Origin of the sequence: Pseudoxanthomonas sp. USHLN014, from assembly GCF_037153335.1 — a bacterium.
GTDB classification, from domain to species: domain Bacteria; phylum Pseudomonadota; class Gammaproteobacteria; order Xanthomonadales; family Xanthomonadaceae; genus Pseudoxanthomonas_A; species Pseudoxanthomonas_A winnipegensis.
In genome coordinates, this window is sequence record NZ_JBBCKO010000009.1 from 124,310 (window position 1) to 149,300 (window position 24,991).

Below are 24,991 nucleotides of genomic sequence, written 5' to 3' on the forward strand. Positions count from 1 at the left end.
CACAGGACAACGAGCGCAACGCACGGATGAAGACCATCGGCCTGATCGGCGGCATGAGCTGGGAATCCACCCTGCCCTACTACCGCCTCATCAACCAGACCGTGCGCGAGGCGCGCGGCGGCCTGCACTCGGCCAAGGTGCTGCTGTACAGCGTGGACTTCCACGAGATCGAGCTGCTGCAGCACGCCGGCGACTGGGACGCGGCCGGCGCGGCCATGGCCGACGCCGCGCGCCGCCTGCACGCCGGCGGCGCGGACTTCATCGTGCTGTGCACCAACACCATGCACAAGGTCGCCGACGCGATCACCGCCGCCACGCCGCTGCCGCTGCTGCATATCGCCGATGCCACCGCCCAGGCGCTGCTCGATGCCGGCATCGCCCGCGTCGGCCTGCTCGGCACGCGCTTCACCATGGAGCAGGACTTCTACCGCAAGCGGCTGGAAGCGCGCCGGCTGGAAGTGCTCGTGCCCCCGGCGCCGGATCGCGACCACGTGCATCGGATCATCTACGACGAGCTGTGCCAGGGCGTGATCGACGAGACCTCGCGGGCGACCTATCGCCAGGTGATGGCGCGCCTGGTCGAGGCCGGTGCCCAGGGCATCATCCTGGGCTGTACCGAGATCTCCCTGCTGGTCGGCCAGGACGATGCCACCGTACCCCTGTTCGACACCACCACCCTGCACGCCCGCGCCGCGGCGCTGCGCGCACTGGACTGATCAGCGCGCCGGCGGTTCGACCTGCGGGGTCTTCCACGGCCGCCGCGCGCCGCGGAAGATGGCCGCGTACACGCCCACCGTCCAGGCGATCGCCGCCGCCCAGCCGCCGAGGATGTCCGAGGGGTAATGCACGCCGAGGTAGACGCGCGAGGCGCCGACGGCCAGCGCGAACAGCGCGCACAGCACCAGCGCCGGCCAGCGCCCGCGCGTGCCCCAGGCCAGCAGCACCAGCACCACCATCAGCGTCATCGAGCCCATCGCATGGCCGCTGGGGAAGCTGAAGGTGTCCTCGGGCGAGATCGATTCCCACAGGCTCGGCCGTGCGCGCCCGAACAGCTGCTTGGTGCCCATGTTCAGCAGGGCCGAGCCGACCACGGTCGCGCCGACGAAGGTCGCCTCGCGCCAGCGCCGCGCCAGCAGCAGGCCGGTCACCAGCAGCGCATCGACCAGGATCACGCCCTGGTAGCCGGCCCAGCTGATGCCCAGGAAGGCCTGGTCCAGCCAGGGCCCGGAGAGCGCCTTGGCGCGCAGCAGGATCGGATCGTCGAAGACGAAACGCTCGGCCTGGTGCACCTCCTCGCCCAACTCGGCGAAGCCCCACAGCGGCAGCAGGATCGCCGCGAACAGCAGGCCCATGCGCCAGCCGATGCGCCGCAGGATGCGACCGACGACGCCCGCGCCGCCTCCGGGACGCTCAGCCCGCACTGCGCGCGTAATGGCGGTCGACGTACTCGTCGATCAGGGCGACGAACTCATGCGCGATGTTCTCCCCGCGCAGGGTCACCGCCTTCTCGCCGTCGATGAACACCGGCGCCGACGGCGCCTCGCCCGTGCCCGGCAGCGAGATGCCGATGTTGGCGTGGCGCGACTCGCCCGGGCCGTTGACCACGCAGCCCATCACCGCCAGGGTCATGTGCTCGGCGCCGGGGCGGGTGATCTTCCATTCGGGCATCTTGCCGCGCACGTGCTCCTGCACGACCTTGGCCAGCTCCTGGAAGAACTCAGAGGTAGTGCGCCCGCAGCCCGGGCAGGCGGTGACCATCGGCGTGAACGCGCGCAGGCCGGTGGTCTGCAGCAGCTCCTGGGCGACGATGACTTCCTGGGTGCGCGAGGTGCCGGGCTCGGGCGTGAGCGAGATGCGGATGGTGTCGCCGATGCCTTCCTGCAGCAGCACGGCCAACGCCGCCGAGGACGCCACGATGCCCTTGGAGCCGATGCCGGCCTCGGTCAGGCCCAGGTGCAGGGCGAACTCACTGCGGCGCGCCAGGTCGCGATAGACCGCGATCAGCTCCTGCACGCCGGAGACCTTGGCCGAGAGCACGATGCGGTCGGCCGGCAGGCCCAGCTCCACCGCGCGGTAGGCCGAGTCCAGCGCCGAGCGGATCAGCGCCTCGCGCAGCACCGCGGTGGCGTCCCAGGGCTGGGCGCGCTGGGCGTTCTGATCCATCAGCGCGGCGGCCAGCGACTGGTCCAGCGAGCCCCAGTTGGCGCCGATGCGCACCGGCTTGCCGTAGCGGATGGCGAACTCGATCAGCTGGGCGAACTGGGTGTCCTTCTTCTTGCCGAAGCCGACGTTGCCGGGGTTGATGCGGTACTTGGCCAAGGCTTCGGCGCAGGCCGGCTCGCCCGCCAGCAGCTGGTGGCCGTTGTAGTGGAAGTCGCCGATCAGCGGCACCTCGATGCCCATCATCGCCAGCTTGTCGACGATGCGCGGGATGGCCGCGGCGGCCTCGGGCGTGTTGACGGTCAGGCGCACCAGCTCCGAACCGGCCCGCCACAGCTCGGCCACCTGCTTGACGCTGGCGGCCACGTCGGCGGTGTCGGTGTTGGTCATCGACTGCACCACCACCGGCGCGCCGCCGCCCAGCTGCACCTTGCCCACGTGCACGCCATGGGTGACGCGCCGCGGCTGGCTGCCGGCGGCGATGGGCATGGGTTCGGACACGGGCAGCGGCGTGGGAATGGCGTTCATGGCGCGCATTTTAGCCCGTGCCAGGTGTGGGAGCCGCCACGGCGGCGACGGGGCTTTACCGGGGATGGGGCTAGACGGGCATGCCTCTGTAGAGCGGAGCTTGCTCCGCTGAGCCTTTCCGGTGATCCGGTCGGAACGCAGCGGAGCAAGCTCCGCTCTACAAGGAGGCCGCGGCTTGACCTGAGAGACAGTTGCTCCGACCCAACCACATGCACACCGCTACACTGGCGCGCTGATGAACGACCTGCCCGACCGCGACGTCCTGACCCCGTCCCAGCTCAACACCCTGGCCCGCGACCTGCTGGAAGGCAGCTTCCCGGCGATCTGGGTGGAGGCCGAGCTGGGCAACGTCACCCGGCCGGCGTCGGGGCATCTGTATTTCACCCTCAAGGACGCGCGCGCCCAGGTGCGCTGCGCGATGTTCAAGCCCAAGAGCAGTTGGCTGAAGTTCATCCCGCGCGAGGGCCTGCGCGTGTTGGCGCGCGGGCGAGTCACGCTGTACGAGGCGCGCGGCGAGTACCAGCTGGTGCTGGACCACATGGAAGAGGCCGGCGAAGGCGCGCTGCGGCGCGCCTTCGAGCAGCTCAAGGCGCGGCTGGCGGCCGAGGGCCTGTTCGACCCCGCGCGCAAGCGCCCGCTGCCGGCCTTCCCGCGCCGCCTGGCGGTCATCACCTCGCCCAGCGGCGCGGCGGTGCGCGATGTGATCAGCGTGCTGGGGCGACGCTTCCCGCTGCTGGAGGTGGACGTGCTGCCGACCCAGGTGCAGGGCACCACGGCCGCGGCGCAGGTCGCCGCGCTGGTGCAGGCGGCCGGGGCCAGCGGCCGCTACGACGCGGTGCTGGTCACGCGCGGCGGCGGCTCGATCGAGGATCTGTGGGCGTTCAACGACGAGGCGCTGGTGCGCGCGGTGGCCGCCTGCGCCGTGCCGGCGGTGTCGGCGGTCGGTCACGAGACCGACTTCACCCTGTGCGATTTCGCCGCCGATCTGCGTGCGCCCACGCCCTCGGCCGCGGCCGAGCTGCTGGTGCCGTCCATCGCCGACCTGGGCACCCGCCTGCGCGGCCTGGGCCGGCGCCTGCACACCCTGCACGCCCACCACATGGACCGCGTCCAGCAGCGCGTGGACCGCGCCTGGCTGCGCCTGCAGGCGCAAGGCCCGCAGGCGCGGCTGGCGCTGATGCGCCGCCGTCATGCCGATGCGCTGCGTCACCTGCAGGCGCAGTGGCAGCGCCAGCTGGAGCGGCGCCGCGCGCGGCTGGGCCAGGCCGAAGGCGTGCTGCGCGCGCATTCACCGCAGCGGCGCCTGGCCGCGCTGGCCGAGCGTCTGGCCGCCCTGCAGGCACGGCCGCAGGCGGCCATCGGCCGCCAGCTGCAGCGCGAGGCCCTGCGCCTGACCGGACTGGCCCGCTCGCTGGAGGCCATCAGCCCGCTGGCGACCGTGGCCCGCGGCTACGCGCTGGTCAGCCGCGAGGACGGCACGCTGGTGCGCTCGACTACGCAGGTGGCAGTGGGCGATCGGCTCGAGGCGCGACTGGCCGACGGCACGCTCAGCGTGCAGGTGCTGCCGCCGAAGTAAGCCCGGCGACCGCCACGCCGGGCGCCGGACCGGTGATCCAGCCGGCGACCTGGCCGGTCTCGAAGTGATGGCCGCCCGGCGCCATGCGCACATCGACGCCGGTGCCGCGCAGCGACGGACACAGCGTGGCGTCCTCGTCCTCATCCTGGCCGTAGACGCACAGGATCTTCTGCGCGGGGATCCTGGCCAGCTGCGGCTTGATCGGATAGGCGCTGCCCGCGCTCCACCCCAGCCAGCCGCCGATGCGCACGGTGAAGTTGGCGTTGGTCGCCAGCCCCAGCAGCGCCACGCGCCGCACCTGCCCCTGCTGGGCGGCCGGCAGCCGCCCGTACAGGAACGGCAGCACGTCGGCGCCGAACGAATAGCCCACCAGGTCGACCTGCGACACATGCCAGCGGCGCTGGTACTCGGCGATCACCGCCGACAGATCGGCCGCGGTCCGCTCGGGCGTCTTGGCCTTCCAGAAATAGCGCAGGCTGCTCCAGCCGATCACGGCCGCGCCCTGGTCGTGCAGCGCGGTGGCAATCTGCTGGTCGATGGGCTGCCAGCCACCGTCGCCGGTCATCAGGATCACCAGCCGCTGCGCGTCCGCATGCGGCATCTCCACCAGCGGCAGGCCGCGGAACGGCGCCGCCGGCGGGGCGAAGCGCGCGACGCTGGTGGCGACCACGGCATCCGGCGCGGCCTCGACGACTTCGCCCAGGCCCGGCGCTGTGCCTGCCTGGCAGGCGATCGGTGCCGCGCCGGCCACGCGCTCGACCACCCCGGCGCTGACGTCCGGGCTGCGGCTGTGCACCAGCGCCGCCCGCGCCATCTGCGCGCCCTGGCCCACGCCCACCAGCAGCGGCGCGATGTAGTCGTCCACACCGGCGCCGCGCAGCACGCGCTCGCCGAGCCAGTTCAGATCCACCGCGTACTGGGCGCAGTCCTGGCCCGCCCGCGCCAGGTAACGGCGCACATCGACCACGCCGACCACCGCGCCGGCGGCGGTCAGCGCCTGCGCATCGGCCGCCAGGCGCGGGGTGTCGCGGCCTTCGCCCAGCAGCAGGACCAGCGCACGCGGCGCCGAGGCCGGCCGCTGCACCTGGACCAGGCCGAACGGCCCCCCGACCCGCTTGAGCTGCAGCAGGCGGTAGCCGCCCCATCCCCCCAACACCAGCACGCCCACCACGGCCGCGGCAATCCAGCCAACACGTTTCACATCCCTTCCCCTGCACGACCCCACGGCACGTTCATCCCCCAACAACGCAACGGGCCGCGGCCGAAGGCCAATCGGCCCGGCGCGGACTTGCGGGAATTTCGTCAGCGGGGCGGCGAGGGGCCCGGCGCGGGAAGACCGCACCGCTCGAACCCCTACTTGGCAGCGGGTGCGCCGGCGGGCGCGTTGCGCTCGAAGTTGGCGCGCAGGCGCTCGACCATGGCCGGGATGTTGTGGTCGAAATGGTGGCCACCGCCGGTCTTGGCCACGCGGATGCCGCGCGCGGCCAGCGCCGGGCACAGCGTGTCCTTCTCTTCCTCGCCGTAGACGCACAGCAGCATGCCGGGCGGCAGCTTGGCCAGCTCAGGCTCCACCGGCGCGTCGTCCGAGGACGGGGTACCCAGCCAGCCGCCGACCGAGACGCGGAACGAGGCGTCATGGCCCAAGCCCAGCAGCGAGATCGAGCGCACGCTGGCGCGCGTGGCCGGCGGCAGGCGGTTGTAGAGGAAGGGCATGGCGTCGGCGCCGAACGAGTAGCCGATCAGTTCGACCTCGTCGGCATGCCAGCGCCTGCGGTATTCGTCGATCACCGCGGCCAGGTCGGCGGCGGTCTCCTCGGGCGTGCGCCGCGACCAGAAGTAGCGCAGGCTGTCCCAGCCCACCACCGACACGCCCTGCGCGCGCAGGCCGCTGCTCACGCCCTTGTCCAGGCTGCGCCAGCCGCCGTCGCCGGAAATGAAGATCGCCAGGCGATGGCTGCCGGCGGCCGGCAGCTCGATCAGCGGCAGGCCGCGGAACGCCGGCTCCGGCCGCGGCAGGTGCGCCACCACCGCATCGGCCACCGCCTGCGGGCCGACCTGCTCCAGCACGAAGCCCTGCTCGGCCGAGGACGGCGCCAGCGCACAGCCCGCGGGCGCGGCCGCGGCGGGTCCGTTCAGGACCGCGCCGACCACGGTCTGCGGCAGCGCATTGGCCACCGCCAAGCGCGCCAGCGCGCCGCCGGTCGCGTCGGCGCCGACCAGCATCGGCGCGAAGTAGGCATCCACCCCGCCCTGGCGCATCAGGCGCCGGCCCACGCGCTCGACGCTGTTGGCGACCAGCTCGCAATGATGCGGATCGACGTGCGCCAGCGCCTGGCCGGCCGGCACCAGCGCCACCAGCAGGCCGCGGTCGGCCAGCGACTGCGCCAGCTGCGCCGCCTCGCTGCGCCGTCGGGCGCGCTCGGCCATCACCACCACCACGCCGCGCGCCTTGCCGGCCGGTTCGAAGGTCAGCGCCACGCCGAACGGTTTGCCCAGGTGATCCCGGCGCAGATGCGAGGCCAGCGCCACGCAGGCACAGACGCTCAACAGCAGGGCCAGCAGCGTCCAGCGGACCCAGGGTCGGAGGCGCATCGCGATTCCAGACGGCAAAAAAGGTGCCGCAGCCTAGCGAAATGTTGTCGTGGCGTGAAGACCCGCACCGGGTCCGTTCTGTCGCGGTTGAGCTGGCCCGGATCGCGCAGCCCCGCAACCCCGCTACGGCGGCTGGCGCGTTTGCCTGCCTGTCGTCCAACCCAGGAAGCCACCGCCATGCGCCGCACGCCCCGCACCTGCCTGTCCCTGCTGATCGCCGCCGCGCTGGCGGCCTGCTCCTCCACGCCGCCGTCGCCCGCCGCCCGGGAGCGTGCGATGGCGGCCGAGGCCGCCGAGCAGGCCGCTATCGCCGCGGACTCCTACCAGTCCGCCCGCCTGTTCTCACCTCCTGCACCGCCGGCCCCGCCACCGCCACCTCCGATGCCGCAGCGCGCCATGCGCATGGCGGCCGCCGGGATCGCGGCGCCCCTGCCCGCCGCCGTGCCGCCACCGCCCGCGGTCGATACCGAGCGCTACGCCCACCAGGACGACAACCCGGTGCGGCGCACCGACGAGCAGCCGGTCTCGACCTTCTCGATCGACGTGGACACCGGCAGCTACAGCAACGTGCGGCGCATGGTCCGCGCCGGCGAGCGCCCGCCGGCCGACGCGGTGCGTGCAGAGGAGTTCATCAACTACTTCGACTACCACCATCCCGCATCCGAAAGCCCGCAGGTCCCGTTCCGCGTCACCACGCAACTGGCCCCGGCGCCGTGGAATTCCCAGCGCCAGGTGCTGATGATCGGCATCAAGGGCTACGCGCTGCCCAAGCGCGAGCTGCCGCCGTCCAACCTGGTGTTCCTGATCGACACCTCCGGCTCGATGGACGCGCCGGACAAGCTGCCGCTGCTCAAGCAGTCGCTGGCGCTGCTGGTGCCGCAGCTGCGCGCGCAGGATCGCGTCTCGATCGTGGTCTACGCCGGCTCGGCCGGACTGGTGCTGCCGCCGACCCCGGGCGACGCCCACGCCAAAATCCTGGCCGCGCTGGACCGGCTGGAGGCCGGCGGCAGCACCAACGGCGGCGCCGGCATCGCCCTGGCCTATGCGATGGCGCGCCAGGCCTTCATCCCCGGCGGCAGCAACCGCGTGCTGCTGGCCACCGATGGCGACTTCAACGTCGGCACGGTCGACCAGCGCGCGCTGGAGACCCTGGTCGGCGATGCGCGCAAGGCGGGCGTGGCGCTGAGCACGCTGGGTTTCGGCCAGGGCAACTACAACGATGAACTGGCCGAGCGCCTGGCCGATGTCGGCGACGGTCAGCACGCCTACATCGACTCGGACCGCGAGGCGCGCAAGGTGCTGGTGCAGCAGTTGCAGGGCACGCTGCTGACCATCGCGCGCGACGTGAAGATCCAGGTGGAGTTCAACCCCGCGGCGGTGGCCGAGTACCGCCTGATCGGCTACGAGAACCGGGCCCTGGCGCGCGAGGACTTCGCCAACGACAAGGTCGATGCGGGCGACATCGGCGCCGGCCACGAGGTAACCGCGCTGTACGAGCTGACCCCGGCCGGATCGGGCGCGGCGCGCCTGCCGGCGCTGCGCTACGGCGCCTCGTCGAAGCCTTCCGGCGATGCGCGCGAGGTCGCCGACCTGCGCCTGCGCTACAAGCGCCCCGGCGAGGACACCAGCCGCCTGATCGAGGTGCCGATCCTGGCGTCCTCCGCGCAGGCCCAGCCCGGCGACGCGCTGCGCTTCGCCAGCGCGGTGGCCGGCTATGCCGACCTGCTGCGCGGCGGCACGCGCTTCGACGGCTGGGGCTGGGACCAGGTGATCGCCACGGCGCGCGCGGCCAGCGGCGAGGATGCGGACGGCCTGCGCCATGAGTTCGTCGAACTCGCGGGCCAGGCCCGCGCGCTGGTGGCACCGAGCCAGGATGAAGGCATGGCGGTGGCGCCGGTGCCGGCGGTGGTGCGCTAGAGCGCGCGTTCGCCCAGCACCGGCCCGGGGCGGCCGAGCAGATAGCCCTGCGCGTAACTGCAGCCCAGTTCGCGCAGGGCGGCCAGCTGGGGCGTGGTCTCCACGCCTTCGGCGATGGTCTCGATGCCCAGCGTACCGGCCAGGGCCAGGATGGCGCGCACCAGGGCCAGGCTTTCCTCGCGATGCTCCTCGCCCAGGCCGGCGATGAAGCTGCGGTCGATCTTCAGCGCCGAGATCGGGAAGCGATGCAGATACGACAGCGCCGAGAAGCCGGTACCGAAATCGTCCAGCTGCGCCAGCACGCCGCGCGCACGCAGCTGTTCGAGCATGCGCAGCGCGCGCGGGGCATCGTCCAGCAGCGCGATCTCGGTGATCTCCACGCGCAGCTGCGCCGGATCGGCATGGTGCTGGTCGAGCAGCCGCAGCAGCCGGCTGGCGAAATCGGGCGACCGGAAGTGCCGCGGCGAGACGTTGACCGAGACGTAGCCGTCCACGCCGGCGCTGATGCGGCTGACTACCTGTTCGTAGAGCAGCCAGTCGATCTGTTCGATCAGGCCGCTGTCCTCGCCCTGTGCCAGGAACTGCCCCGGCAGCAGCAGGCCACGGCGTTCGTGGTGCCAGCGCAGCAGTGCCTCGTGGCCGACCACCGCGCCATCGGACACGCGCAGGATCGGCTGGAAATGCGGACTGAAGTGCTGGCTGTTGATCGCACGGCGCAGGTCGGCCTCCAGGTCCAGGCTCTGCATCGCCGCCTCGCGCATGTGCTCGTCGAACACCGCGCTGCGCTCGCGCCCTTCGGCCTTGGCCCGGTACATCGCCGCGTCGGCGTCGCGCAGCAGGTCCTCGCCGCGCTGGTAGCGCGGATGCCAGGCGGCGATGCCGATGCTGGCGGCCGGGAACAGCTCGCGCCCGGCCACCCACATCGGCCGGTTGAGCGCTTCGAGCAGGCGCGAGGCGAACTCCACCGCCTCGTACGCGCCGCGCCGGCAGGCGATCACCATGGCGAACTCGTCGCCGCCCAGGCGCGCGACCAGGTCGCCCTCGCGCACCTGCGAGGTGATGCGCCGCGCCACCTCGATCAGCAGTTCGTCGCCGGCGGCATGACCGATGGAGTCGTTGACCAGCTTGAAGCGGTCCAGGTCCATGAACAGCACCGCGAAGTGATGCCCCGGATTGGCCTGGGCGCGGGCGATGGCGGCGGTCAGGCTCTCGAGCAGGAAGGCGCGGTTGGGCAGCCCGGTCAGCGCATCGTGCGTGGCCTGGTAGGTCAGGCGCTGCTCGGCGCGCAGGCGCTCGCCGATCTGCGCCATCAGCTTGGCGTTGGCCTCGGCCAGTTCGAAGGTGCGCGCCTCCACGCGCGCCTCCAGCTCCAGGTGCGCGGCGCGCAGCGATTCGCGCGCGCGCTGCCGGGCCAGGCCGGCGCCGAAATGGTGGGCGACGAAGGACAGCAGGTTCTGGTCGTGCAAGGTGTAGTGCACCTCGCTCGAGTAGCTCTGCACCACCACGCAGCCGCGGGTCTCCCCGCCCTGGTCCAGCGGCACGCCCAGCCAGCTGTAGGAGGGCGGGCCGTGCTGGATCACCTGCCCGCTGGCCACCAGTTCGGCCACGTCCTCGGCCTCGGCCAGCAGCGGCCGGCTGGTGCGGATGACGTACTCGGTCAGGCCGCGGATGGCGCGCCGCGACCGGCGCGCCGGATCCTGCTGATCGACCGAATACGGGAAATGCAGCGTCTGGCCATCGTCGTCCAGCAGCGCGATGTAGAAGTTGCGCGCCACGATCAGCTCGTCCACCACGCCGTGCACGGCGGCGTAGAACTCCTCAAGCGAGGCCGAGGTGTTGGCCAGCTCGGTGATGCGGAACAGCGCGGTCTGCAGCTTCTCGGCGCGGCGGCGCTCCTGGATCTCGGCCTGCAGCTCGCGGTTGGTCAGCTGCAGTTCGCGGGTGCGCGCCTCGATGCGCGCCTCCAGCTCCTCGTGCGCGTGGCGCCGGTCCAGCGCGGTGAGGATGTGCTGGGCCACGTAGCTCAGCAGCGCGCGGTCCTCGTCGGTGTAGCTGGCCGGGGTGTCGTAGCTCTGCACCACGATCGCGCCGCAGACGCGGTCGTCGCGCCGCATCGGCACGCCCAGCCAGTCCACGCTTTCCGGGCCATGGCTGGCGTCCAGCGTCACTCCCAGACGCTGGCTCACCGCCGCCGACGGCCCGCGCATCGGCTTGCCGTGGTGCAGCAGGGCGAGGGTCATGCTGTTGCGCATCTCCTCCTCGCCGAACTCGCGCTCCGGGTCGGCCACGTAGGGGTCGATCAGATCGGCGAAGTAGAGGAAGCGCATCGTGCGGCGCACCTCGTCGTAGAGCACGATGTAGCAGTTCTCCGCGTACATCAGCGTGCCGACCACGGCGTGGATGCGGGCCAGCATCTCGCTCATTTCCAGATCGGCGCTGGCCAGGTCGGCGATCTCGTACAGCGCCTGCTGCAGGCGCTTGGACTTCTCCAGGGTGACCACGCGGGCGGCGGCGCGCTCGGCCTCGAGCACGGCACCAATCAGCGCCTGGGCGGCCGCCTTCCACGCAGTGACCTGCGCCGGCGTCAGCGGCGCGGCCAGGCTGGCGGCCAGGGACATGCGCGCATTGCCTTCCACGTTGGACCAGGCCAGCAGCAGTTCGTCCTCGTTGCGGACCACGTGCTGGGGGTTGTCCCACAGCGCCTGCTCGGCGCGCCGGCGCAGTGCCGGGCCGGCGCCTTCGCTGGCCGCGCCACCGGCGCCGATCGCCCAGTCCCGCCAGCAGGCCACGACCTGCGAGCCGTCGGGCAGCAGGCCGCACAGGACCTGCGCCACGGCGTCCGCCGCCACGGCGCTGATCCCGGCCTGCTGCACGGCAGTGGCGGTCTGGCCCGACATCGATTCCCCCCCAGTCACTGCGATTACACAGAGCAGATGCACACTTCGTGCCAGCTTCCAGCTGGCCGTGTGACGGTGGCGCGACCCCGCACCGGGCACATGAACGTTGCTCCTTCCATGCCTGCGGCCCGACCGAACGCGCGAGTATACGGACGCCCGCCCCGCACGCGAGGCCGCGGCCCGTGGCGGCCCGCCGACTTTGAGACGCAGGCCTCACCCCGTAGGCTAGCGGCGGTGAACGATGCCGCCGAGCCCGCCGACGACGCCCTGATGCTGGCCTACGCCGCCGGCGACGTGCGCGCCTTCGAGCTGCTCTACGCGCGCCATCGCGGGCCGCTGTACCGCTTCCTGCTGCGCCAGCTGCGCGATGGCGCGACCGCCGACGAGCTGTTCCAGGACGTGTGGCAGCGGGTGATCGGCGCGCGCGCCAGCTGGCAGCCAGAGGCGCGCTTCGCGACCTGGCTGTACCGGATCGCCCACAATCGGCTCAATGACCACTGGCGCGCGCTCAGGCATCGTCCGCCGGCGCCGGAGGACGCCGACGCGCGCACCGAGCGGGTCGAGGATCCGCAGACCCCGGAGCGCCAGCTCAGCGACTTCGAATCGCGCCGCGAGCTGCAGCGCGCGCTGGATGCGCTGCCGGACGAACAACGCGAGGTGCTGCTGTTGCGACTGGAACAGGAACTGACCCTGGAGGAGATCGGCCAGATCACCGGCGTGGGCCGCGAGACGGTCAAGTCGCGCCTGCGCTATGCCATGGACAAGCTGCGCGCGGGGCTGGGCCGATGAGCCGCGAGCCGCTGACGCCGGAAGAACGTGCCCTGGCCGAGCGCCTGGCCGCCGGCAATGCGCGCGCCGAGCCCGGCCCGGCGCTGGACGCGCGCATCCTGGCCGCGGCCCGCGCCGCCGTGGAAGAACCCGCATCCATGCACGACGCGGGCCCATCCCGCTCGCCCGCACCCCCGGTCGCCATCGGCGCGTCGCGTGTGCGCCGCCCGCGCCGACGCTGGTCGCTGGGCCTGGGAGTGGCCGCCTCGCTGCTGCTGGCCGTGACCCTGGCCTGGCAGCTGCGCCCGCAGCGCACCACGCAGGTCGTCTACGAAGAGGCGCCGGCCGCGCCCTCGAGGCCCGCCTCGCCGCCCGAGCCCGCGGCGGCTGCGGATCGGGTCCAGGCCCTTGATCCCGCGTCGGCTCCCGCATCTGCTCCGGCTCCGGCATCGGCTCAGACTCCGGCCCAAACCGAACCAGACGCCGCCCGGCGCCGTGCCACGCGCGAAGCAGCGCCGCCGCCGCTGCCCGCCGCCGTGCCGCCCCCGCCAGAGGCGCCGTTCGTGGCGCCGGCCGAGCAGGCGAGGCCCCTGCCCCCGGCTGCGGCTGGGCAGGCCGCACCTGCGCCGTCGGCGGATGGCACCCAGACAGAGGCGTACTCGGCCGCGCCCGCACCCCCGCCGGCCTCTGCAACTGCACAGCCGCCAGCGCCGACACCTGCCGCCGATCTCTACACGCCGCCCGCCCCACCAGCACCGCCGGCGCCTGCGCCGAATGCCGTGGCACCGCCGCCCCCACCCCCGCCTCCGGCGCCCGCCGCCATGCAGGCGCTGTCGCGCAAGGTCGAGCGCCAGGCCGAAACTGCCGCCGTACAGGAAGACCGCAGGTCCCAGGCCAGAGGCGCCGCGCCGCCGACCGGGGAAGCGCTGGGCGCGACCCAGGCTCAGGGCGCCGGGGACATTCCGGCGCCGCGCACCATCGACATGCCCGGCGATCAGACGCCGCTCGCGCTGGAACGCGCTCTGGCCGAGGACCGCGCCCTGCCGCCCGCGCAATGGCTGCAGCGCATCCGCCTGCATCGCTTCGAGGGCGAAGGCGCGCTGGCGCGCGCCAGCCTGGCCGCCTTCGTCCAGGCCCATCCCGAGCAGCCGATCCCCGAGGATCTGCGCGCGCTGCTGCCATGAGCGACACCCTGGCCGCGCCGCTGCGGCACGAACAGCTGGTCAAGCACAGCCGGTTCCTGGTCCAGGCCGGGCCGGTGGACTCGGCCGAGGCGGCCATGGCCTTCATCGCCGCGGTCAGCGACGCCGACGCCACCCACAACTGCTGGGCCTGGCGCGTCGGCGCGGCGTTCCGCTCCAGCGACGATGGCGAACCCGGCGGCAGCGCCGGCCGGCCCATCCTGGCGGCGATCGACGGCGCCGGCTTCGACCGGATCGCGGTGGTGGTGACGCGCTGGTTCGGCGGGATCAAGCTGGGCGTGGGCGGGCTGGTGCGCGCCTACGGCGGCAGCACCGCCAGCGCGCTGCGGCAGGCGCCGCGCGTGCCGCTGGTGGCCATGGCCGGGCTGGAGATCGGCTGCGGCTTCGACGACCTGGGCCATGTGCACGCGGCGCTGGCGGCGTTCGCCGCGCAGAAGGACGCCGAGCGCTTCGACAGCGACGGCGCGGTGCTGCAGGTGCAACTGCCGGCCGAGCGGCGCCAGGCGCTGGAACACGCCCTGCGCGAGGCCACCCGCGGGCGCGTGCAGTGCCGCGACGCCGCGCCGGCGCATTGAAAACCCCGCCGCCCACCGCCACCCATGGCAGGATGCGCGCCGGCCCGGCCGCCGCGGCCTGACGCCTCCACGCCTGCGCCGACCGCCGGCACGCGTTGGCCGGATCGCCGCCGGCGCCTCCCCTCTCGACTGGTTGTCCGCACCGATGAATTCCCAAGCCCAGACGCTTCCCGCCACCGGCGCGCCCGACGCGCGCCCCAAGGCCCGGCTGGGCAGCCTGCGCGCGCTGTGGCCGTTCGTGCGCGCCCACATGGGGCTGTTCGTGAGTTGGCTGTTGGCACTGGCGGTGGCTTCGGCGGCGACCCTGAGCCTGCCGTACGCCTTCAAGCAGATGATCGACCAGGGCTTTTCCAGCGGGGCGAACATCGACCGCGCCTTCCTGGGCCTGTTCGGCGTGGCGGTGGTGCTGGCGCTGGCCAGCGCCGCGCGCTTCTACTTCGTCTCGCTGCTCGGCGAACGCGTGGTGGCCGACCTGCGCCGCCAGCTCTATGCGCACCTGCTGGGCCTGGACGCGCAGTTCCACGACCGCACCCGCAGCGGCGAGCTGGTCTCGCGCCTGTCGGCCGACTCGGAACTGCTGCGCAGCGTGGTCGGCAGCGCGATGTCGGTGGCGGTGCGCAGCTCGGTCACGGTGATCGGCTCGGTGGTGATGATGTTCATCGCCAGCCCGCACCTGGCCGCGTTCGCGCTGGTCGGCATCCCGGCGGCGGTGGTGCCCATCGTGCTGGGCGCGCGCAGGCTGGGCCGCATCGCGCGCGCCAGCCAGGACCGCGTGGCCGACGCCAACACCCTGGCCAGCGAGTCGCTGGGGGCGGTGCGCACGGTGCAGGCGCATGCGCGCGAGCCCTACGAGCAGGCGCGCTTCGAGGCGGCGGTGCAGGTCTCGGTGCAGACCGCGCGCAAGCGCATCCGCGCCCAGTCGCTGGTGACCGCCGGGGCGATCACGCTGGTGTTCGGCGCGATCACGCTGGTGCTGTGGTCCGGCGCGCACGACGTGATCGCCGGGCGCATGAGCGCCGGCACGCTGGCGCAGTTCGTGCTGTATGCGCTGATCGGCGGCGGCTCGGTCGGTTCGCTGGCCGAGGTGTGGAACGAGCTGCAGCGCGCGGCCGGCGGCATGGGCCGCATCGGCGAACTGCTGGACGAATCGGCGCGCGTGCGCCCGCCGGCCCAGCCGCTGCCGCTGCCGCGCCCGCTGCGTGGGCAGGTGCAGTTCGACCACGTCTCGTTCCGCTATCGCACCCGGCCGGATGCGCCGGCGCTGGACGACTTCACCCTGGACATCGCCCCGGGCGAGACGGTGGCCCTGGTCGGCCCGTCCGGTGCGGGCAAGAGCACGGTGCTGTCGATGCTGCTGCGCTTCCACGACGTGGACGCCGGCGCGATCCGCATCGACGGGCTGGACTTGCGCCAGCTGGACACCGCCGCGCTGCGCGAGCAGATCGCGCTGGTGCCGCAGGCGCCGACGATCTTCGCCGCCAGCGCCGCCGAGAACATCCGCTACGGCCGGCTCGAGGCCACAGACAAGCAGCTGCACGCCGCCGCGGTGGCGGCCGAGGCCGACGGCTTCCTGCGCGAACTGCCCGAGGGCTACGACAGCCAGCTGGGCGAACGCGGCGCGCGCCTGTCCGGCGGCCAGCAGCAGCGCATCGCCATCGCCCGCGCGCTGCTGAAAGACGCGCCGATCCTGCTGCTGGACGAGGCTACCAGCGCGCTGGACGCGCAGAGCGAGCGCGCCGTGCAGAGCGCCCTGGAGCGGCTGATGGCCGGGCGCACCACGCTGGTCATCGCCCATCGCCTGGCGACCGTGCTCAAGGCCGACCGCATCGTGGTGATGGACCGCGGCCGCATCATCGCCCAGGGCACGCACGAGTCGCTGATGGCCCAGGACGGGCTGTATGCCGAGCTGGCGCGGCTGCAGTTCATTGAGTGAGGCCGCGTGCGGCCGTGTGCAGATGAAGCCGGCGCGGCTCACACGCCTTTACGGTGCACGTTCCCAGGCTGGTCGTCTGTCTTCCCTCGCGAGATCGCCATGAGTTCCGCCGACAATCCCCGGATCCCGAAGGACATCGCCAAGGTCGAGCTGACCGAGGAATGGGAGCTGGCTTACTGGACCCGGCACTTCAACGTCAACGAGCAGGACCTGCGCGCCGCCGTGCAGGAAGCCGGCACTTCCACCGACCAGGTCAAGCGCCACCTCGAATCGCGCCCGCAGCAGTCCTGATCCGCCGCCGGTGCGCCACGCTCCCACGCTCAGGCTTCGCCATGCGCTCGCCGGCTGCATGATGCTGCTGCTCGTCGGCTGCAGCACGACGCCTTCGATGCGTCCGACGGCTTCCAGCGCGTCTGGCGCGACCTTTCTGCTGGTGCCCAACGCCGACACCGTGGCGGGCAACGACCAAGACCCGCCCCTGTCGCCCGCAGGGCTGGCCCGCGCCCAGCGGCTGGCGCAGGCGCTGGCCGACGCGCCGCTGGCGGCGATCTTCACCGACGAGTTCCAGCGCACCCAGCAGACCGCCGCGCCGGTGGCCGCACAGCATCCACGGGCGCAGCGCCTGCGCTACTTCTCGCGCGGACCGGCCGACGACAGCGCACGCCAGTGGCGGGCGGCGCATCCGCACGACACGGTGCTGGTGGTGGGCCAGCCCAGCACGCTGGCGCCGCTGGCCGATGCGCTGTGCGGGTGCACCGTGCGCCCGCTGCGCGACGGCGAGACCGATCGACTGCTGCGCATCCACCTCTCCGCGCGCGCCGCGGCCCAGGTGCAGGACATGCGCTACGGCGGACCGGCCCCATGACGCGTCATGTCTTCGCCGGCTGGGACGGCAGCATCGCCGGCGCGCGCGCCCTGCAGGAGCGGCTGGCGGCGCGCGTGGTGCTGGAGGACCGCGTGCCCGCGGCGCCGCGCACCATCGCCGGCTTCGACGTCGGCTTCGAGGACGAAGGCCACACCACGCGCGCGGCCGCCGTGCTGCTGGAGGGCACGAGCCTGCAGCTGATCGCCAGCACGGTTCAGCGCGTGCCGACCTCGATGCCTTACGTCCCCGGCCTGCTGAGCTTCCGCGAGCTGCCCGCGCTGGTGCAGGCGCTGGAGTTCCTGCCGCAGGTACCAGACCTGGTCGTGGTCGATGGCCAGGGCATCGCCCATCCTCGCCGGCTGGGCATCGCCGCGCATTTCGGCGTGGTCACTAGCCTGCCCACGCTCGGCGTGGCCAAGCAGGTGCTGTGCGGGCGCTTCGAGGCACCCGGCCCGCAGCCCGGCGAGCACACGCCACTGATCCATCGCGGCGAACAGATCGGCTGGGCCCTGCGCAGCAAGCTGCGCTGCAATCCGCTGATCATCTCGCCCGGCTTCGGCATGACGATGGACGGCGCGCTCACCTGGACCCGCGCCCTGCTGCGCGGCTACCGCCTGCCCGAACCCACGCGCCTGGCCGACCGCCTCGCCTCGCGTCGCGGCCCCATGCCCGGCGACACACCGCAGCTGCCGCTGGCCTAGCCGCAGCGCTAGCCCCTCCCCTTTCGCGCAGCGAAGGGGGAGGCTGGGAGGGGGTGCTTTTGCTGTTGCCTTCCCTGCGAAGAGCACCCCTCCCCATCCCTCCCCTTGGCCTGCGGCCAAAGGGAGGGGCCAAAGCGCGCAGCGCCTCGGGAGACAAGCCGCAAGCCACGCCCTCCCCCTTTTCGCGCAGCGAAAAGGGCAACGCGGATCGAGGACCTCGCACGGCGGTCGCAGCGATCCAGCGCAGGCTATCGTCAATCGCGCATCCCATCGGAAGCGACAGATGCAGGCCCTGTGGCCGAGCCGGGCGCGAGATCCGCAGGCTTCTCGCGCACGCCGAGCTCGAAATAGCTCTGCGGCATCAGCCGTATCCGCAGCGGGCGGCCCGCGTCGGCGATGGATTCATCGCTCACCGCGCCGCCGGTGCCGTAGTTGATCTGGACATAGGGGCGCTTGGGCACGCCCACCACCGCCACGATGCGGCTTCCGGGCGCCAGCAGGCGCGCGGTCAGCGTCTGGCTCTGGAAGGACAGCACCTGCGTGCGCCCCGGCCGCAGCAGGTGTCTGCGCGTTCGGTCCTGCATATAGCTGGCTCGACCCAGATAGGACGCCAGATCCAGGTAGCGACCCTCGGGCGTCTGTTCGTAGAAGTCGACCTGCAGGTCGAAGTCTTCCTTGTTGGTCACCAACTGCAGTCTTGCCTGGAACAGGCCGTCGATTTCCAGAGGCTCTCGCAATCTTTCGGTCCGGAAGACCAGCGCATTTCGCGTATCGGGCACTCCGCGCGGAAGGCTCAGATCCGCATCGCGACGATCCTTGAAGTCGACGGACAGCGTCGGCGCGGCTTGTCCGACCGGCAAGGCGCTGAACAGCAGACCGTCCGCATCCCGCGTCCCGGACAGGTAGAGACGTCGACGTTCGGTCGCCATCGCTCCCAGGGTCGCGACGTGTCGCCAGGTGTTCGCACCCATGACCTGGAAATTGATCCGATCGCGCAGGACGTCCGGCAGCGGCGCGCCGCGGAAGACATGATCGAACCAGTCCAGCCGCACCTCCTGCAGATCGATCAGGGCCGCCTGGTCGACCTGCTCCCCGTTGACGCTGGCGAGCACGCCGGTCTGCATCGCGATGTGGTGGTAGGGACCGACGAGCAGGCGATGATCGGCGTCGGGCCTGTACCGGCAATGCTGCTCCAGGTAGTAGAGGGCACCGACCATGCCCCCGTCGTAATACCCGGTCTGCACCAGCACCGGGATGTCGATCGCGGCGAACTCACGGCCGTAGGGGATGAGCTGCTGCCAGTACCGATCGTAGTCGGGATGGTCCAGCCAGGCATCGAAGACAGGGTTGGGCGTGCCCTCGATCCTGTCCAGGTCGCGATACGGCGCCCCGCTCCGATACCACTGCCGCTGCAGCCGCTCCCAGCGGTCCCGGTCTCCGTAGGTCTGGTCGTCCAGCCACTTGCCCGTGGCGGTGTAGAGCGGCCATGGATAGATGAAGCTCTGGAAGACGCCGCCCTGCATCGGCGTATCGATACCGGGCGCATTGGTCGCATGGGTCGCCAGCGCCTTCAACGCCGGTGGACGATGCTTGGCCGCGGCCCACTGCGTGAATCCGTTATAGCTGCCGCTGAACATGCCCACCCGGCCATCGCTCCAGGCCTGCCTGGAAAGCCAATCGATGACCGTGTCCGCATCGCGGCCATCGTGGACATAGGGCACCACCTGGCCCGGACTGCTGCCCCGCCCCTTGCCCCGCGTGAAGGCGACCACCCCCATATAGCCGCGTCCGGCCATCTGCACCGCATCGTCCAGCGCCCAGTCGTCCCGCGCGTAGATCGTGAAGTTCAGCAGTGCGGTCAACCGCGCACCCTCCAGGTGACGCTGGCGCACCAGCAGCGCGTCGATCCGGGCGCCATCGGGAGTCGGAATCAGGACCCGCTGCATCGAGAAGCGCCGCTCCAGATCGGCCTTCAGCAAGGTCTCCGACGCAGGCAAGAGAAAGCGCCAGGCCGCCGTGGCTGCGCGCGCCGCGATCAGGGCCTCCGGGGCGGCGCACCTCGCTGTCGCCGGATCCGGGCAGGCGCGCGCCTGTTTGGCCTCTTCCGCCTGGAGCGCGTCGAGGTCGACCTGGAACGCAGGAAGAATCCGCGCGATGCGGTCGTCCGGCAAACTAGCGACGAGCTCGTTGAACGCCTGCGCCAACGCCTCGCCGGGCGCCTGACCCTTGGCTTCGTGGCCTTTGGCCCTGGCATAGAGCTGCCAGGGCACCAAGGCCGGCACGCGCCGCGGCTCGACCGACCGGTACAGGTCGCTCAGCTTCTCCAGCGTCGCCTCTGCCGCGCCGTAGCGCCCAGCGGACAACTGCAGCCGGTAAAGCGTCACCAGATCGTCGGGTTGACTGGCGCCTTCGTAACGAGGGATCAGCGCCGCCGCCGCGTCCGCCGCGGCCTGCCCGGGCGGTGCCGTCCAGCCGATGCAACACGCCAACAAGCCTGCGAAGGCCACCCAACGCAAACGGGACAGGATCATGCGGGACCGCTCCTTTCGGACCGGGCCGGGGGCGACGCCTCCCGCTCACCCGATCGTGTTGTGGGCGGCGATCGTCCTGAACCCGCGGGACGTCGTGTCAGAAATTCGGCGAGTGGACACTTCCGGACGGCGAACGGGACCTCGCCGCGGTCAGAGCACCCGGCTCCGCAGCAGGCTCGCGCCTTCCCGGCTGGTCGAGATGGTCTGACCCGTCTCCAGATGCAGCAGCAACCGCCCCCCGCCCGCCGATTCCAGCCGGGCGATGCGGTCGGTGTTGACGATCCAGGAGCGATGGACGCGGACGTACTTGGCCGGGTCCAGGGAACCGGCGAACTCGGCCAGGGTGACCCGAACCAGATGCTTGCCGGTCAGGGTCGTCACCTCCGCGTAGTCGCCTGCGCCGCCGATGCAGACGACCGATCCGATGTCGAGCGGGCGAAGCTCGTCGCCGATCCTGACGAAGTAGCGGGACAGCGCCGCGTCCACCCGGGCTTCGGGTTCCGGCGGCGTGAGGGAGGGCGCCGGTTCCGGCACAGGGTCCAGGGCAGGCGCGCTATCGAACTCTTGCGCCGTCTCGGCCGCCTGGACCGCGAGGTCGCCGGCCGGTGCCCCTGCGGCCTGGCCAGCACCGGCTGGAGCCGCCACCCGCATCTGCATGGAAAGATAGGAAGCCGCGGCGATCAGCGCGTAGGTCGTGAAGTTCTGAAGCGACTGCCAGGCCGCCCCGCCGCCCTTGAAAGGCCGCACCACGAAACCATCGGGCGCGGCGCCGAAGAAAAAGCCGAGCAGCACGATCAGTAGCCAGTAGGAGAGCAGCATGAACATCGCGCACAGCGCGGCATGGGCCAGCAGCTGGACCGTGGCGGGTTTGCCGATCAGGTATCGGACGACGATGCGCCTGACGGCCAGGCCGAAGATGACCACCGGCAGGGTGTTGGCCAGGCCTCCCAGCAGGGATCCGGCCAGATCCAGGCCGAGCGCGAACCGGAGCGTGACCGTATAGGCGACGAAGACCGCCAGGACCGCGCAAAGATCAAAGTTCCGCTGCTTCATCACTCGTTCCGCGCGACAGGCGAGCCCATGCGCCCGGCTTTCTCCCGTGCATCTTAGCGATGGGCCAGGCGGCCGGATGCCGTCCGCCGCGTGACGGACTTGCTACCCGACCTGCAACAATCCGTTGTGCGCGATCGTCAGGCCGAGCTCCCGGCCGGCATGCGATCCTGCCGGCCTTTCGAACCGGAGCAGACGCCAATGACCGCCACCGTCATCGAACCGCGCGTGCACGACCTGGGCGGTTTCCAGGTCCGCCGCGCCGTGCCCACCCTGCAGGCGCGCAGCGTGGGGCCGTTCGTGTTCGTCGATCACATGGGGCCGGCCGAGTTCGACGCCGGGCACGGCATCGACGTGCGCCCGCATCCGCATATCGGCCTGGCCACGGTCACCTTCCTATGGGAAGGCGCCATCGGCCACCGCGACACGCTCGGCTCGGACACGGTCATCCGGCCCGGGGACGTGAACTGGATGACCGCCGGCCGCGGCATCGCCCATTCCGAGCGCAGCCCGCAGGCCGAGCGCGTGGACCACGCGCCGCTGCACGGCATGCAGACCTGGGTGGCGCTGCCGAAGTCCGATGAGGAAGTCGCGCCGGAGTTCTACCACCATGCCGCCGCCACCCTGCCGCACTGGGACCAGCATGGCGCGCGCCTGCGCGTGATCGCCGGTCGCGCCTGGGGCCGCGAATCGCCGGTGCGCGTGTACTCGGACACCTTCAACGTCGCCCTGGATCTGGCGCCGGAGGCCGAGCTGGCCATCGACGACAGTGCGGTCGAACGCGCGCTCTACATCCTGGACGGTCAGGCCCAGCTGGACGGAAGCGATGTGCCGACGCGCCACCTGATCGTGCTCGAGCGCGGCACCCGCCCGGTGCTGCGCGCCAAGACGCCGCTGAAGGCCATGCTGGTGGGCGGCGAGCCGCTCGATGGCCCGCGCCATCTGTGGTGGAACTTCGTGTCCAGCTCCAAGGAGCGCATCGAGCAGGCCAAGCAGGACTGGCTGGAGGGCCGCTTCGGCCGCATCGCCGGCGATCCGGAGTTCATCCCCCTGCCGGAACGTTGACGCGGCGCACGTTCGGCAGCGCCGAAGCCTTCCGCCGGACCAACACGCGGGGCCGGGTTTGGCTTATGTTGCAGTGCGATGCCGGCGCGCCCGGCATCGCCCGCACGACGCGTCGACCGGGCGGCCCGCACCAGCGTGCGGGCGCGCAGGGGAGCTCCAAGGGTGCGCAGCACGGCCCGGGCGAGGCGTTCGTCTTCCATCCACCGCGCATCGCCCCTGGCGCGATGCGCCTTGCGCATTGGGGATCGTTCGATGAAAGCCTGCCTTGCCTCCGCCGCCGGCCTGCTGCTGTCGCTGGCCGCCGCCGGCGCGTCCGCCCAGTCCACGGCCGGTTGCCCGCAGTTGCCGGCCGGCACCGGGCTGCACTGGGAACGCAGCGGCACCGCCGCGCTGGTGATCTGCAAGGCCCTCGACGCCGCCGGCCAGCAGGCCTTCGGCGTGATGCTGGCCGCCAAGGAGCCGGACAAGCCGGCCGGCGCGCGCGAGGAGAAGACCGAGATCGACGGCCGCAAGGCGCGCTGGTACCACACCCGGATCGCCAATCGCCCCGACGCGCGCAGCCGCATGGCCGTGATCGAGCTGGGCGATGAGCGCTGGGCGCAGGTCTGGATCGATGCCCCCAGCGAGGCCGCGCTGCAGGCGGCGATGGCCACCGTGGGCAGCCTGCGCTTCGACCCGGCCTCGATGGCCGACGCCAACACCCGCCGCTGAGCCATCGCCCCGACGACGAAAAGGCCGCCTCGAGGGCGGCCTTTTCGTTTTGCGGCGGCAGCGCAGGCGGCTTTCCGACCAGTTCGCGCTAGAAGCGGCCTTCCTGGAAATCGACGAAGGCCTGCATCAGCTCCTGGCGGGTGTTCATGACGAACGGGCCGTGGCGCACCACCGGCTCGCGCAGCGGCCGGCCGGCCACCAGGATCACGCTTGCGCCCTGCGCACCAGCCTGCAGGACCAGCGACTCTCCGCCACCGAGCACCGCCAGCGTGCGGCTGGGCAGTTCGCGCGCGCCCTCGCCCTCGCCCACCGTGATCTCGCCTTCGTAGGCATAGGCGAAGGCGTTGTGGCCTGCGGGCAGGGTGTAGGTCCAGCGCGCGCCGGGCGCCAGCACGATGTCCAGGTACAGCGGATCGGTCGCCGGCTGCACGATCGGGCCGGTCGCCTCGCCGACCGCACCGGCGATCACCTTGACCTCCACGCCCGCGGCCGGCGTGGCCACCGGGATGCGCTCGGGGGCGAATTCCTGGTACTTGGGCGCGGTCATCTTGTCCTTGGCCGGCAGGTTGACCCACAGCTGGAAGCCGCGCATGCGGCCGGATTCCTGCTCGGGCATCTCCGAATGCACCAGGCCGCGCCCGGCGGTCATCCACTGCACGCTGCCCGGGGTGAGCAGGCCTTCGTTGCCATGGTTGTCGCGGTGGCGCATGCGCCCGTCGAGCATGTAGGTCACCGTCTCGAAGCCGCGGTGCGGGTGCTCGGGGAAGCCGGCCAGGTAGTCCTCGGCCTTGTCGGTGCCGAATTCATCCAGCATCAGGAACGGATCCAGATCCGGCAGTTCGGGCGTGCCGATCACGCGGGTCAGCTTGACCCCGGCGCCGTCGGAGGCGGGCATGCCGCGCACGGTACGGACGATGCGGGCCGCATGGGCGGTGTCGTTCATGGCGTTACTCCAGAAGGCTTGCGTCTGGCCAGATGATGGCGACGCCGCGCCGCCGACAGTACCGCCACGCCGCGCAACGATCCATTGCGGCTGGCGACGGCCGGGACTGGGGCCGGTGAGAAGGATCGTCTTGTGATTCGGGGCCGCGAGGTCTGAGCGTGCTGGCTTCGGAGGGGGCAGCGGTCCGGCGGGCGGTGTCCGCTTGTCCCTCAATCAGGGCATCCTGCCCTGATTCGGGCGCTTGGCATCCTGCCTCGCTAGGCGCGGCCACCGCCCGCCGGCCCGCTGCCGCGCGCTTCGGATCGCAGGACTTCGGTTCAAGCGGTCGTTCGAACCCATCCCGCGCGCGCAACGCGATCAATGGCGAGAAATGATCAACTTGAGGCCCCCTCCCTTTCGCCATAGGCGAAGGTGAGGGATGGGGAGGGGTCGGGGCTTTACCGGGCAAGCCACCGAAGCGAAGAGCAAAAGCACCCCACCCCCTCAGTCGCTAGTTCGCGACTTCGAGCTCCCCTTCGCCTTCGGCGAAAGGGAGGGGGCAAAGCGCGGCTCGGTCCGCCTTAGATGGCGGACCGAGCCGGGGATCCACGCCCGGCCGGGTCGAGGCTGGTTGGCGAAGTGGTCTTACCGGCCACGCACTCATTTCAGCAAAACTTAGGAGAACGGCCATAAAAAACCCCGCCGGAGCGGGGTTCAAGAAAACGGTGCGAGATCGGCTTCTTCAGGTGGCCGGGGTGATGTTGGACGCCTGCGCGCCCTTGGGGCCCTGCGTCACCTCGTAGCTCACGCGCTGGCCTTCCTGCAGGGTGCGGAAGCCTTTGGCGTTGATCGCGGTGTGATGCGCGAAGACATCGGCGCTGCCATCTTCCGGCGCGATGAATCCGAAGCCCTTCGCATCGTTGAACCACTTGACGGTACCGTACGGCATAGCTCTTTGTATCCCCAGATTGGATCGGTGGTGTTGCGCTGCCAGGTAG

At 71.7% G+C, this 24,991-nt stretch carries 21 protein-coding genes; 12 read left to right on the plus strand and 9 right to left on the minus strand.

What is annotated here, in order from left to right; all coding sequences use genetic code 11:
- Positions 1–26: 26 nt before the first annotated feature.
- Positions 27–716: an aspartate/glutamate racemase family protein gene (locus WFQ05_RS16005; RefSeq protein WP_337054526.1), complete on the plus strand. Its 690-nt coding sequence runs from the start codon at positions 27–29 to the stop codon at positions 714–716.
- Here the strand turns inward: WFQ05_RS16005 and WFQ05_RS16010 are convergent, their stop codons facing one another.
- Positions 717–1,376 carry a phosphatase PAP2 family protein gene (locus tag WFQ05_RS16010; RefSeq protein WP_337054569.1) on the minus strand — a complete coding sequence of 220 codons (660 nt, stop codon included), beginning with the start codon at positions 1,374–1,376 and terminating at the stop codon, positions 717–719.
- 34 nt (positions 1,377–1,410) lie between these two features.
- Entirely contained in the window at positions 1,411–2,649 is a 1,239-nt protein-coding gene (ispG, locus tag WFQ05_RS16015; protein ID WP_337054570.1) for a flavodoxin-dependent (E)-4-hydroxy-3-methylbut-2-enyl-diphosphate synthase, read from the minus strand.
- Between the two features lie 274 nt (positions 2,650–2,923).
- Between ispG and xseA the strand changes: the two genes are divergently transcribed.
- Positions 2,924–4,264: an exodeoxyribonuclease VII large subunit gene (xseA, locus tag WFQ05_RS16020; protein ID WP_337054527.1), complete on the plus strand. Its 1,341-nt coding sequence runs from the start codon at positions 2,924–2,926 to the stop codon at positions 4,262–4,264.
- Here xseA and WFQ05_RS16025 read toward each other — a convergent pair.
- Positions 4,236–5,465, minus strand: a complete 1,230-nt coding sequence (locus WFQ05_RS16025) for an AcvB/VirJ family lysyl-phosphatidylglycerol hydrolase (protein WP_337054528.1) — start codon at positions 5,463–5,465, stop codon at positions 4,236–4,238. The genes xseA and WFQ05_RS16025 overlap by 29 nt on opposite strands.
- A 152-nt stretch (positions 5,466–5,617) precedes the next feature.
- Positions 5,618–6,856 (minus strand): AcvB/VirJ family lysyl-phosphatidylglycerol hydrolase, encoded by a 1,239-nt coding sequence (locus WFQ05_RS16030; RefSeq protein ID WP_337054529.1) that lies wholly within the window; start codon positions 6,854–6,856, stop codon positions 5,618–5,620.
- A gap of 177 nt (positions 6,857–7,033) precedes the next feature.
- Between WFQ05_RS16030 and WFQ05_RS16035 the strand changes: the two genes are divergently transcribed.
- A complete protein-coding gene (locus WFQ05_RS16035; protein ID WP_337054530.1) occupies positions 7,034–8,773 on the plus strand; it encodes a VWA domain-containing protein in 1,740 nt (579 codons plus the stop codon).
- On the opposite strand, the gene WFQ05_RS16040 is transcribed toward WFQ05_RS16035, so the two are convergent.
- On the minus strand, positions 8,770–11,670 hold the full coding sequence (locus WFQ05_RS16040) for an EAL domain-containing protein (RefSeq protein WP_130529276.1): 2,901 nt from the start codon (positions 11,668–11,670) through the stop codon (positions 8,770–8,772). The two genes, WFQ05_RS16035 and WFQ05_RS16040, sit on opposite strands and share 4 nt — an antisense overlap.
- A gap of 234 nt (positions 11,671–11,904) precedes the next feature.
- Here WFQ05_RS16040 and WFQ05_RS16045 point away from each other — a divergent pair, with 234 nt between their 5' ends.
- From WFQ05_RS16045 to nfi, 7 genes are all read left to right on the plus strand, one after another.
- A complete protein-coding gene (locus tag WFQ05_RS16045) occupies positions 11,905–12,459 on the plus strand; it encodes an RNA polymerase sigma factor (protein ID WP_337054531.1) in 555 nt (184 codons plus the stop codon).
- Positions 12,456–13,622: a hypothetical protein gene (locus WFQ05_RS16050; protein ID WP_337054532.1), complete on the plus strand. Its 1,167-nt coding sequence runs from the start codon at positions 12,456–12,458 to the stop codon at positions 13,620–13,622. The genes WFQ05_RS16045 and WFQ05_RS16050 overlap by 4 nt, the downstream gene beginning before the upstream one ends.
- Positions 13,619–14,215 (plus strand): YigZ family protein, encoded by a 597-nt coding sequence (locus WFQ05_RS16055; RefSeq protein ID WP_130520144.1) that lies wholly within the window; start codon positions 13,619–13,621, stop codon positions 14,213–14,215. The genes WFQ05_RS16050 and WFQ05_RS16055 overlap by 4 nt, the downstream gene beginning before the upstream one ends.
- Positions 14,216–14,360: 145 nt before the next feature.
- Positions 14,361–16,148, plus strand: a complete 1,788-nt coding sequence (locus WFQ05_RS16060; protein WP_337054533.1) for an ABC transporter transmembrane domain-containing protein — start codon at positions 14,361–14,363, stop codon at positions 16,146–16,148.
- 99 nt (positions 16,149–16,247) lie between these two features.
- On the plus strand, positions 16,248–16,439 hold the full coding sequence (locus WFQ05_RS16065; protein ID WP_337054534.1) for a DUF3606 domain-containing protein: 192 nt from the start codon (positions 16,248–16,250) through the stop codon (positions 16,437–16,439).
- A gap of 97 nt (positions 16,440–16,536) precedes the next feature.
- Entirely contained in the window at positions 16,537–17,013 is a 477-nt protein-coding gene (locus tag WFQ05_RS16070; protein ID WP_337054535.1) for a phosphoglycerate mutase family protein, read from the plus strand.
- Entirely contained in the window at positions 17,010–17,714 is a 705-nt protein-coding gene (nfi, locus tag WFQ05_RS16075) for a deoxyribonuclease V (RefSeq protein WP_337054536.1), read from the plus strand. Before WFQ05_RS16070 ends, nfi begins: the two co-directional genes overlap by 4 nt.
- Positions 17,715–17,968: 254 nt before the next feature.
- Here nfi and WFQ05_RS16080 read toward each other — a convergent pair whose 3' ends face one another.
- Positions 17,969–20,245: a CocE/NonD family hydrolase gene (locus WFQ05_RS16080; RefSeq protein ID WP_337054537.1), complete on the minus strand. Its 2,277-nt coding sequence runs from the start codon at positions 20,243–20,245 to the stop codon at positions 17,969–17,971.
- A gap of 150 nt (positions 20,246–20,395) precedes the next feature.
- Entirely contained in the window at positions 20,396–21,298 is a 903-nt protein-coding gene (locus WFQ05_RS16085; RefSeq protein ID WP_337054538.1) for a LytTR family DNA-binding domain-containing protein, read from the minus strand.
- Positions 21,299–21,496: 198 nt separating this feature from the next.
- Between WFQ05_RS16085 and WFQ05_RS16090 the strand changes: the two genes are divergently transcribed.
- Positions 21,497–22,360 (plus strand): pirin family protein, encoded by an 864-nt coding sequence (locus WFQ05_RS16090; RefSeq protein WP_337054539.1) that lies wholly within the window; start codon positions 21,497–21,499, stop codon positions 22,358–22,360.
- A 252-nt stretch (positions 22,361–22,612) separates the two neighbouring features.
- A complete protein-coding gene (locus WFQ05_RS16095) occupies positions 22,613–23,071 on the plus strand; it encodes a hypothetical protein (protein WP_337054540.1) in 459 nt (152 codons plus the stop codon).
- Positions 23,072–23,159: 88 nt separating this feature from the next.
- On the opposite strand, the gene WFQ05_RS16100 is transcribed toward WFQ05_RS16095, so the two are convergent.
- Positions 23,160–24,014, minus strand: a complete 855-nt coding sequence (locus WFQ05_RS16100; protein ID WP_337054541.1) for a pirin family protein — start codon at positions 24,012–24,014, stop codon at positions 23,160–23,162.
- A gap of 721 nt (positions 24,015–24,735) precedes the next feature.
- The gene (locus WFQ05_RS16105; protein ID WP_130520125.1) at positions 24,736–24,942 is read right to left on the minus strand and encodes a cold-shock protein; all 207 of its coding nucleotides are present in this window, start codon (positions 24,940–24,942) and stop codon (positions 24,736–24,738) included.
- Between the last annotated feature and the right edge of the window lie 49 nt (positions 24,943–24,991).

What these genes read in the sequence shown, in the direction of transcription:
- WFQ05_RS16055 (WP_130520144.1), top strand. Translation starts at nt 13,619, where the DNA reads ATGAGCGACACCCTGGCCGCGCCGCTGCGGCACGAACAGCTGGTCAAG.
- WFQ05_RS16060 (WP_337054533.1), top strand. Translation starts at nt 14,361, where the DNA reads ATGAATTCCCAAGCCCAGACGCTTCCCGCCACCGGCGCGCCCGACGCG.
- WFQ05_RS16095 (WP_337054540.1), top strand. Translation starts at nt 22,613, where the DNA reads ATGAAAGCCTGCCTTGCCTCCGCCGCCGGCCTGCTGCTGTCGCTGGCC.
- WFQ05_RS16050 (WP_337054532.1), top strand. Translation starts at nt 12,456, where the DNA reads ATGAGCCGCGAGCCGCTGACGCCGGAAGAACGTGCCCTGGCCGAGCGC.
- WFQ05_RS16030 (WP_337054529.1), bottom strand. Translation starts at nt 6,856, where the DNA reads ATGCGCCTCCGACCCTGGGTCCGCTGGACGCTGCTGGCCCTGCTGTTG.
- WFQ05_RS16105 (WP_130520125.1), bottom strand. Translation starts at nt 24,942, where the DNA reads ATGCCGTACGGTACCGTCAAGTGGTTCAACGATGCGAAGGGCTTCGGA.
- ispG (WP_337054570.1), bottom strand. Translation starts at nt 2,649, where the DNA reads ATGCCCATCGCCGCCGGCAGCCAGCCGCGGCGCGTCACCCATGGCGTG.
- nfi (WP_337054536.1), top strand. Translation starts at nt 17,010, where the DNA reads ATGACGCGTCATGTCTTCGCCGGCTGGGACGGCAGCATCGCCGGCGCG.
- WFQ05_RS16065 (WP_337054534.1), top strand. Translation starts at nt 16,248, where the DNA reads ATGAGTTCCGCCGACAATCCCCGGATCCCGAAGGACATCGCCAAGGTC.
- WFQ05_RS16070 (WP_337054535.1), top strand. Translation starts at nt 16,537, where the DNA reads ATGCGTCCGACGGCTTCCAGCGCGTCTGGCGCGACCTTTCTGCTGGTG.
- xseA (WP_337054527.1), top strand. Translation starts at nt 2,924, where the DNA reads ATGAACGACCTGCCCGACCGCGACGTCCTGACCCCGTCCCAGCTCAAC.
- WFQ05_RS16035 (WP_337054530.1), top strand. Translation starts at nt 7,034, where the DNA reads ATGCGCCGCACGCCCCGCACCTGCCTGTCCCTGCTGATCGCCGCCGCG.
- WFQ05_RS16080 (WP_337054537.1), bottom strand. Translation starts at nt 20,245, where the DNA reads ATGATCCTGTCCCGTTTGCGTTGGGTGGCCTTCGCAGGCTTGTTGGCG.
- WFQ05_RS16100 (WP_337054541.1), bottom strand. Translation starts at nt 24,014, where the DNA reads ATGAACGACACCGCCCATGCGGCCCGCATCGTCCGTACCGTGCGCGGC.
- WFQ05_RS16005 (WP_337054526.1), top strand. Translation starts at nt 27, where the DNA reads ATGAAGACCATCGGCCTGATCGGCGGCATGAGCTGGGAATCCACCCTG.
- WFQ05_RS16085 (WP_337054538.1), bottom strand. Translation starts at nt 21,298, where the DNA reads ATGAAGCAGCGGAACTTTGATCTTTGCGCGGTCCTGGCGGTCTTCGTC.
- WFQ05_RS16090 (WP_337054539.1), top strand. Translation starts at nt 21,497, where the DNA reads ATGACCGCCACCGTCATCGAACCGCGCGTGCACGACCTGGGCGGTTTC.
- WFQ05_RS16040 (WP_130529276.1), bottom strand. Translation starts at nt 11,670, where the DNA reads ATGTCGGGCCAGACCGCCACTGCCGTGCAGCAGGCCGGGATCAGCGCC.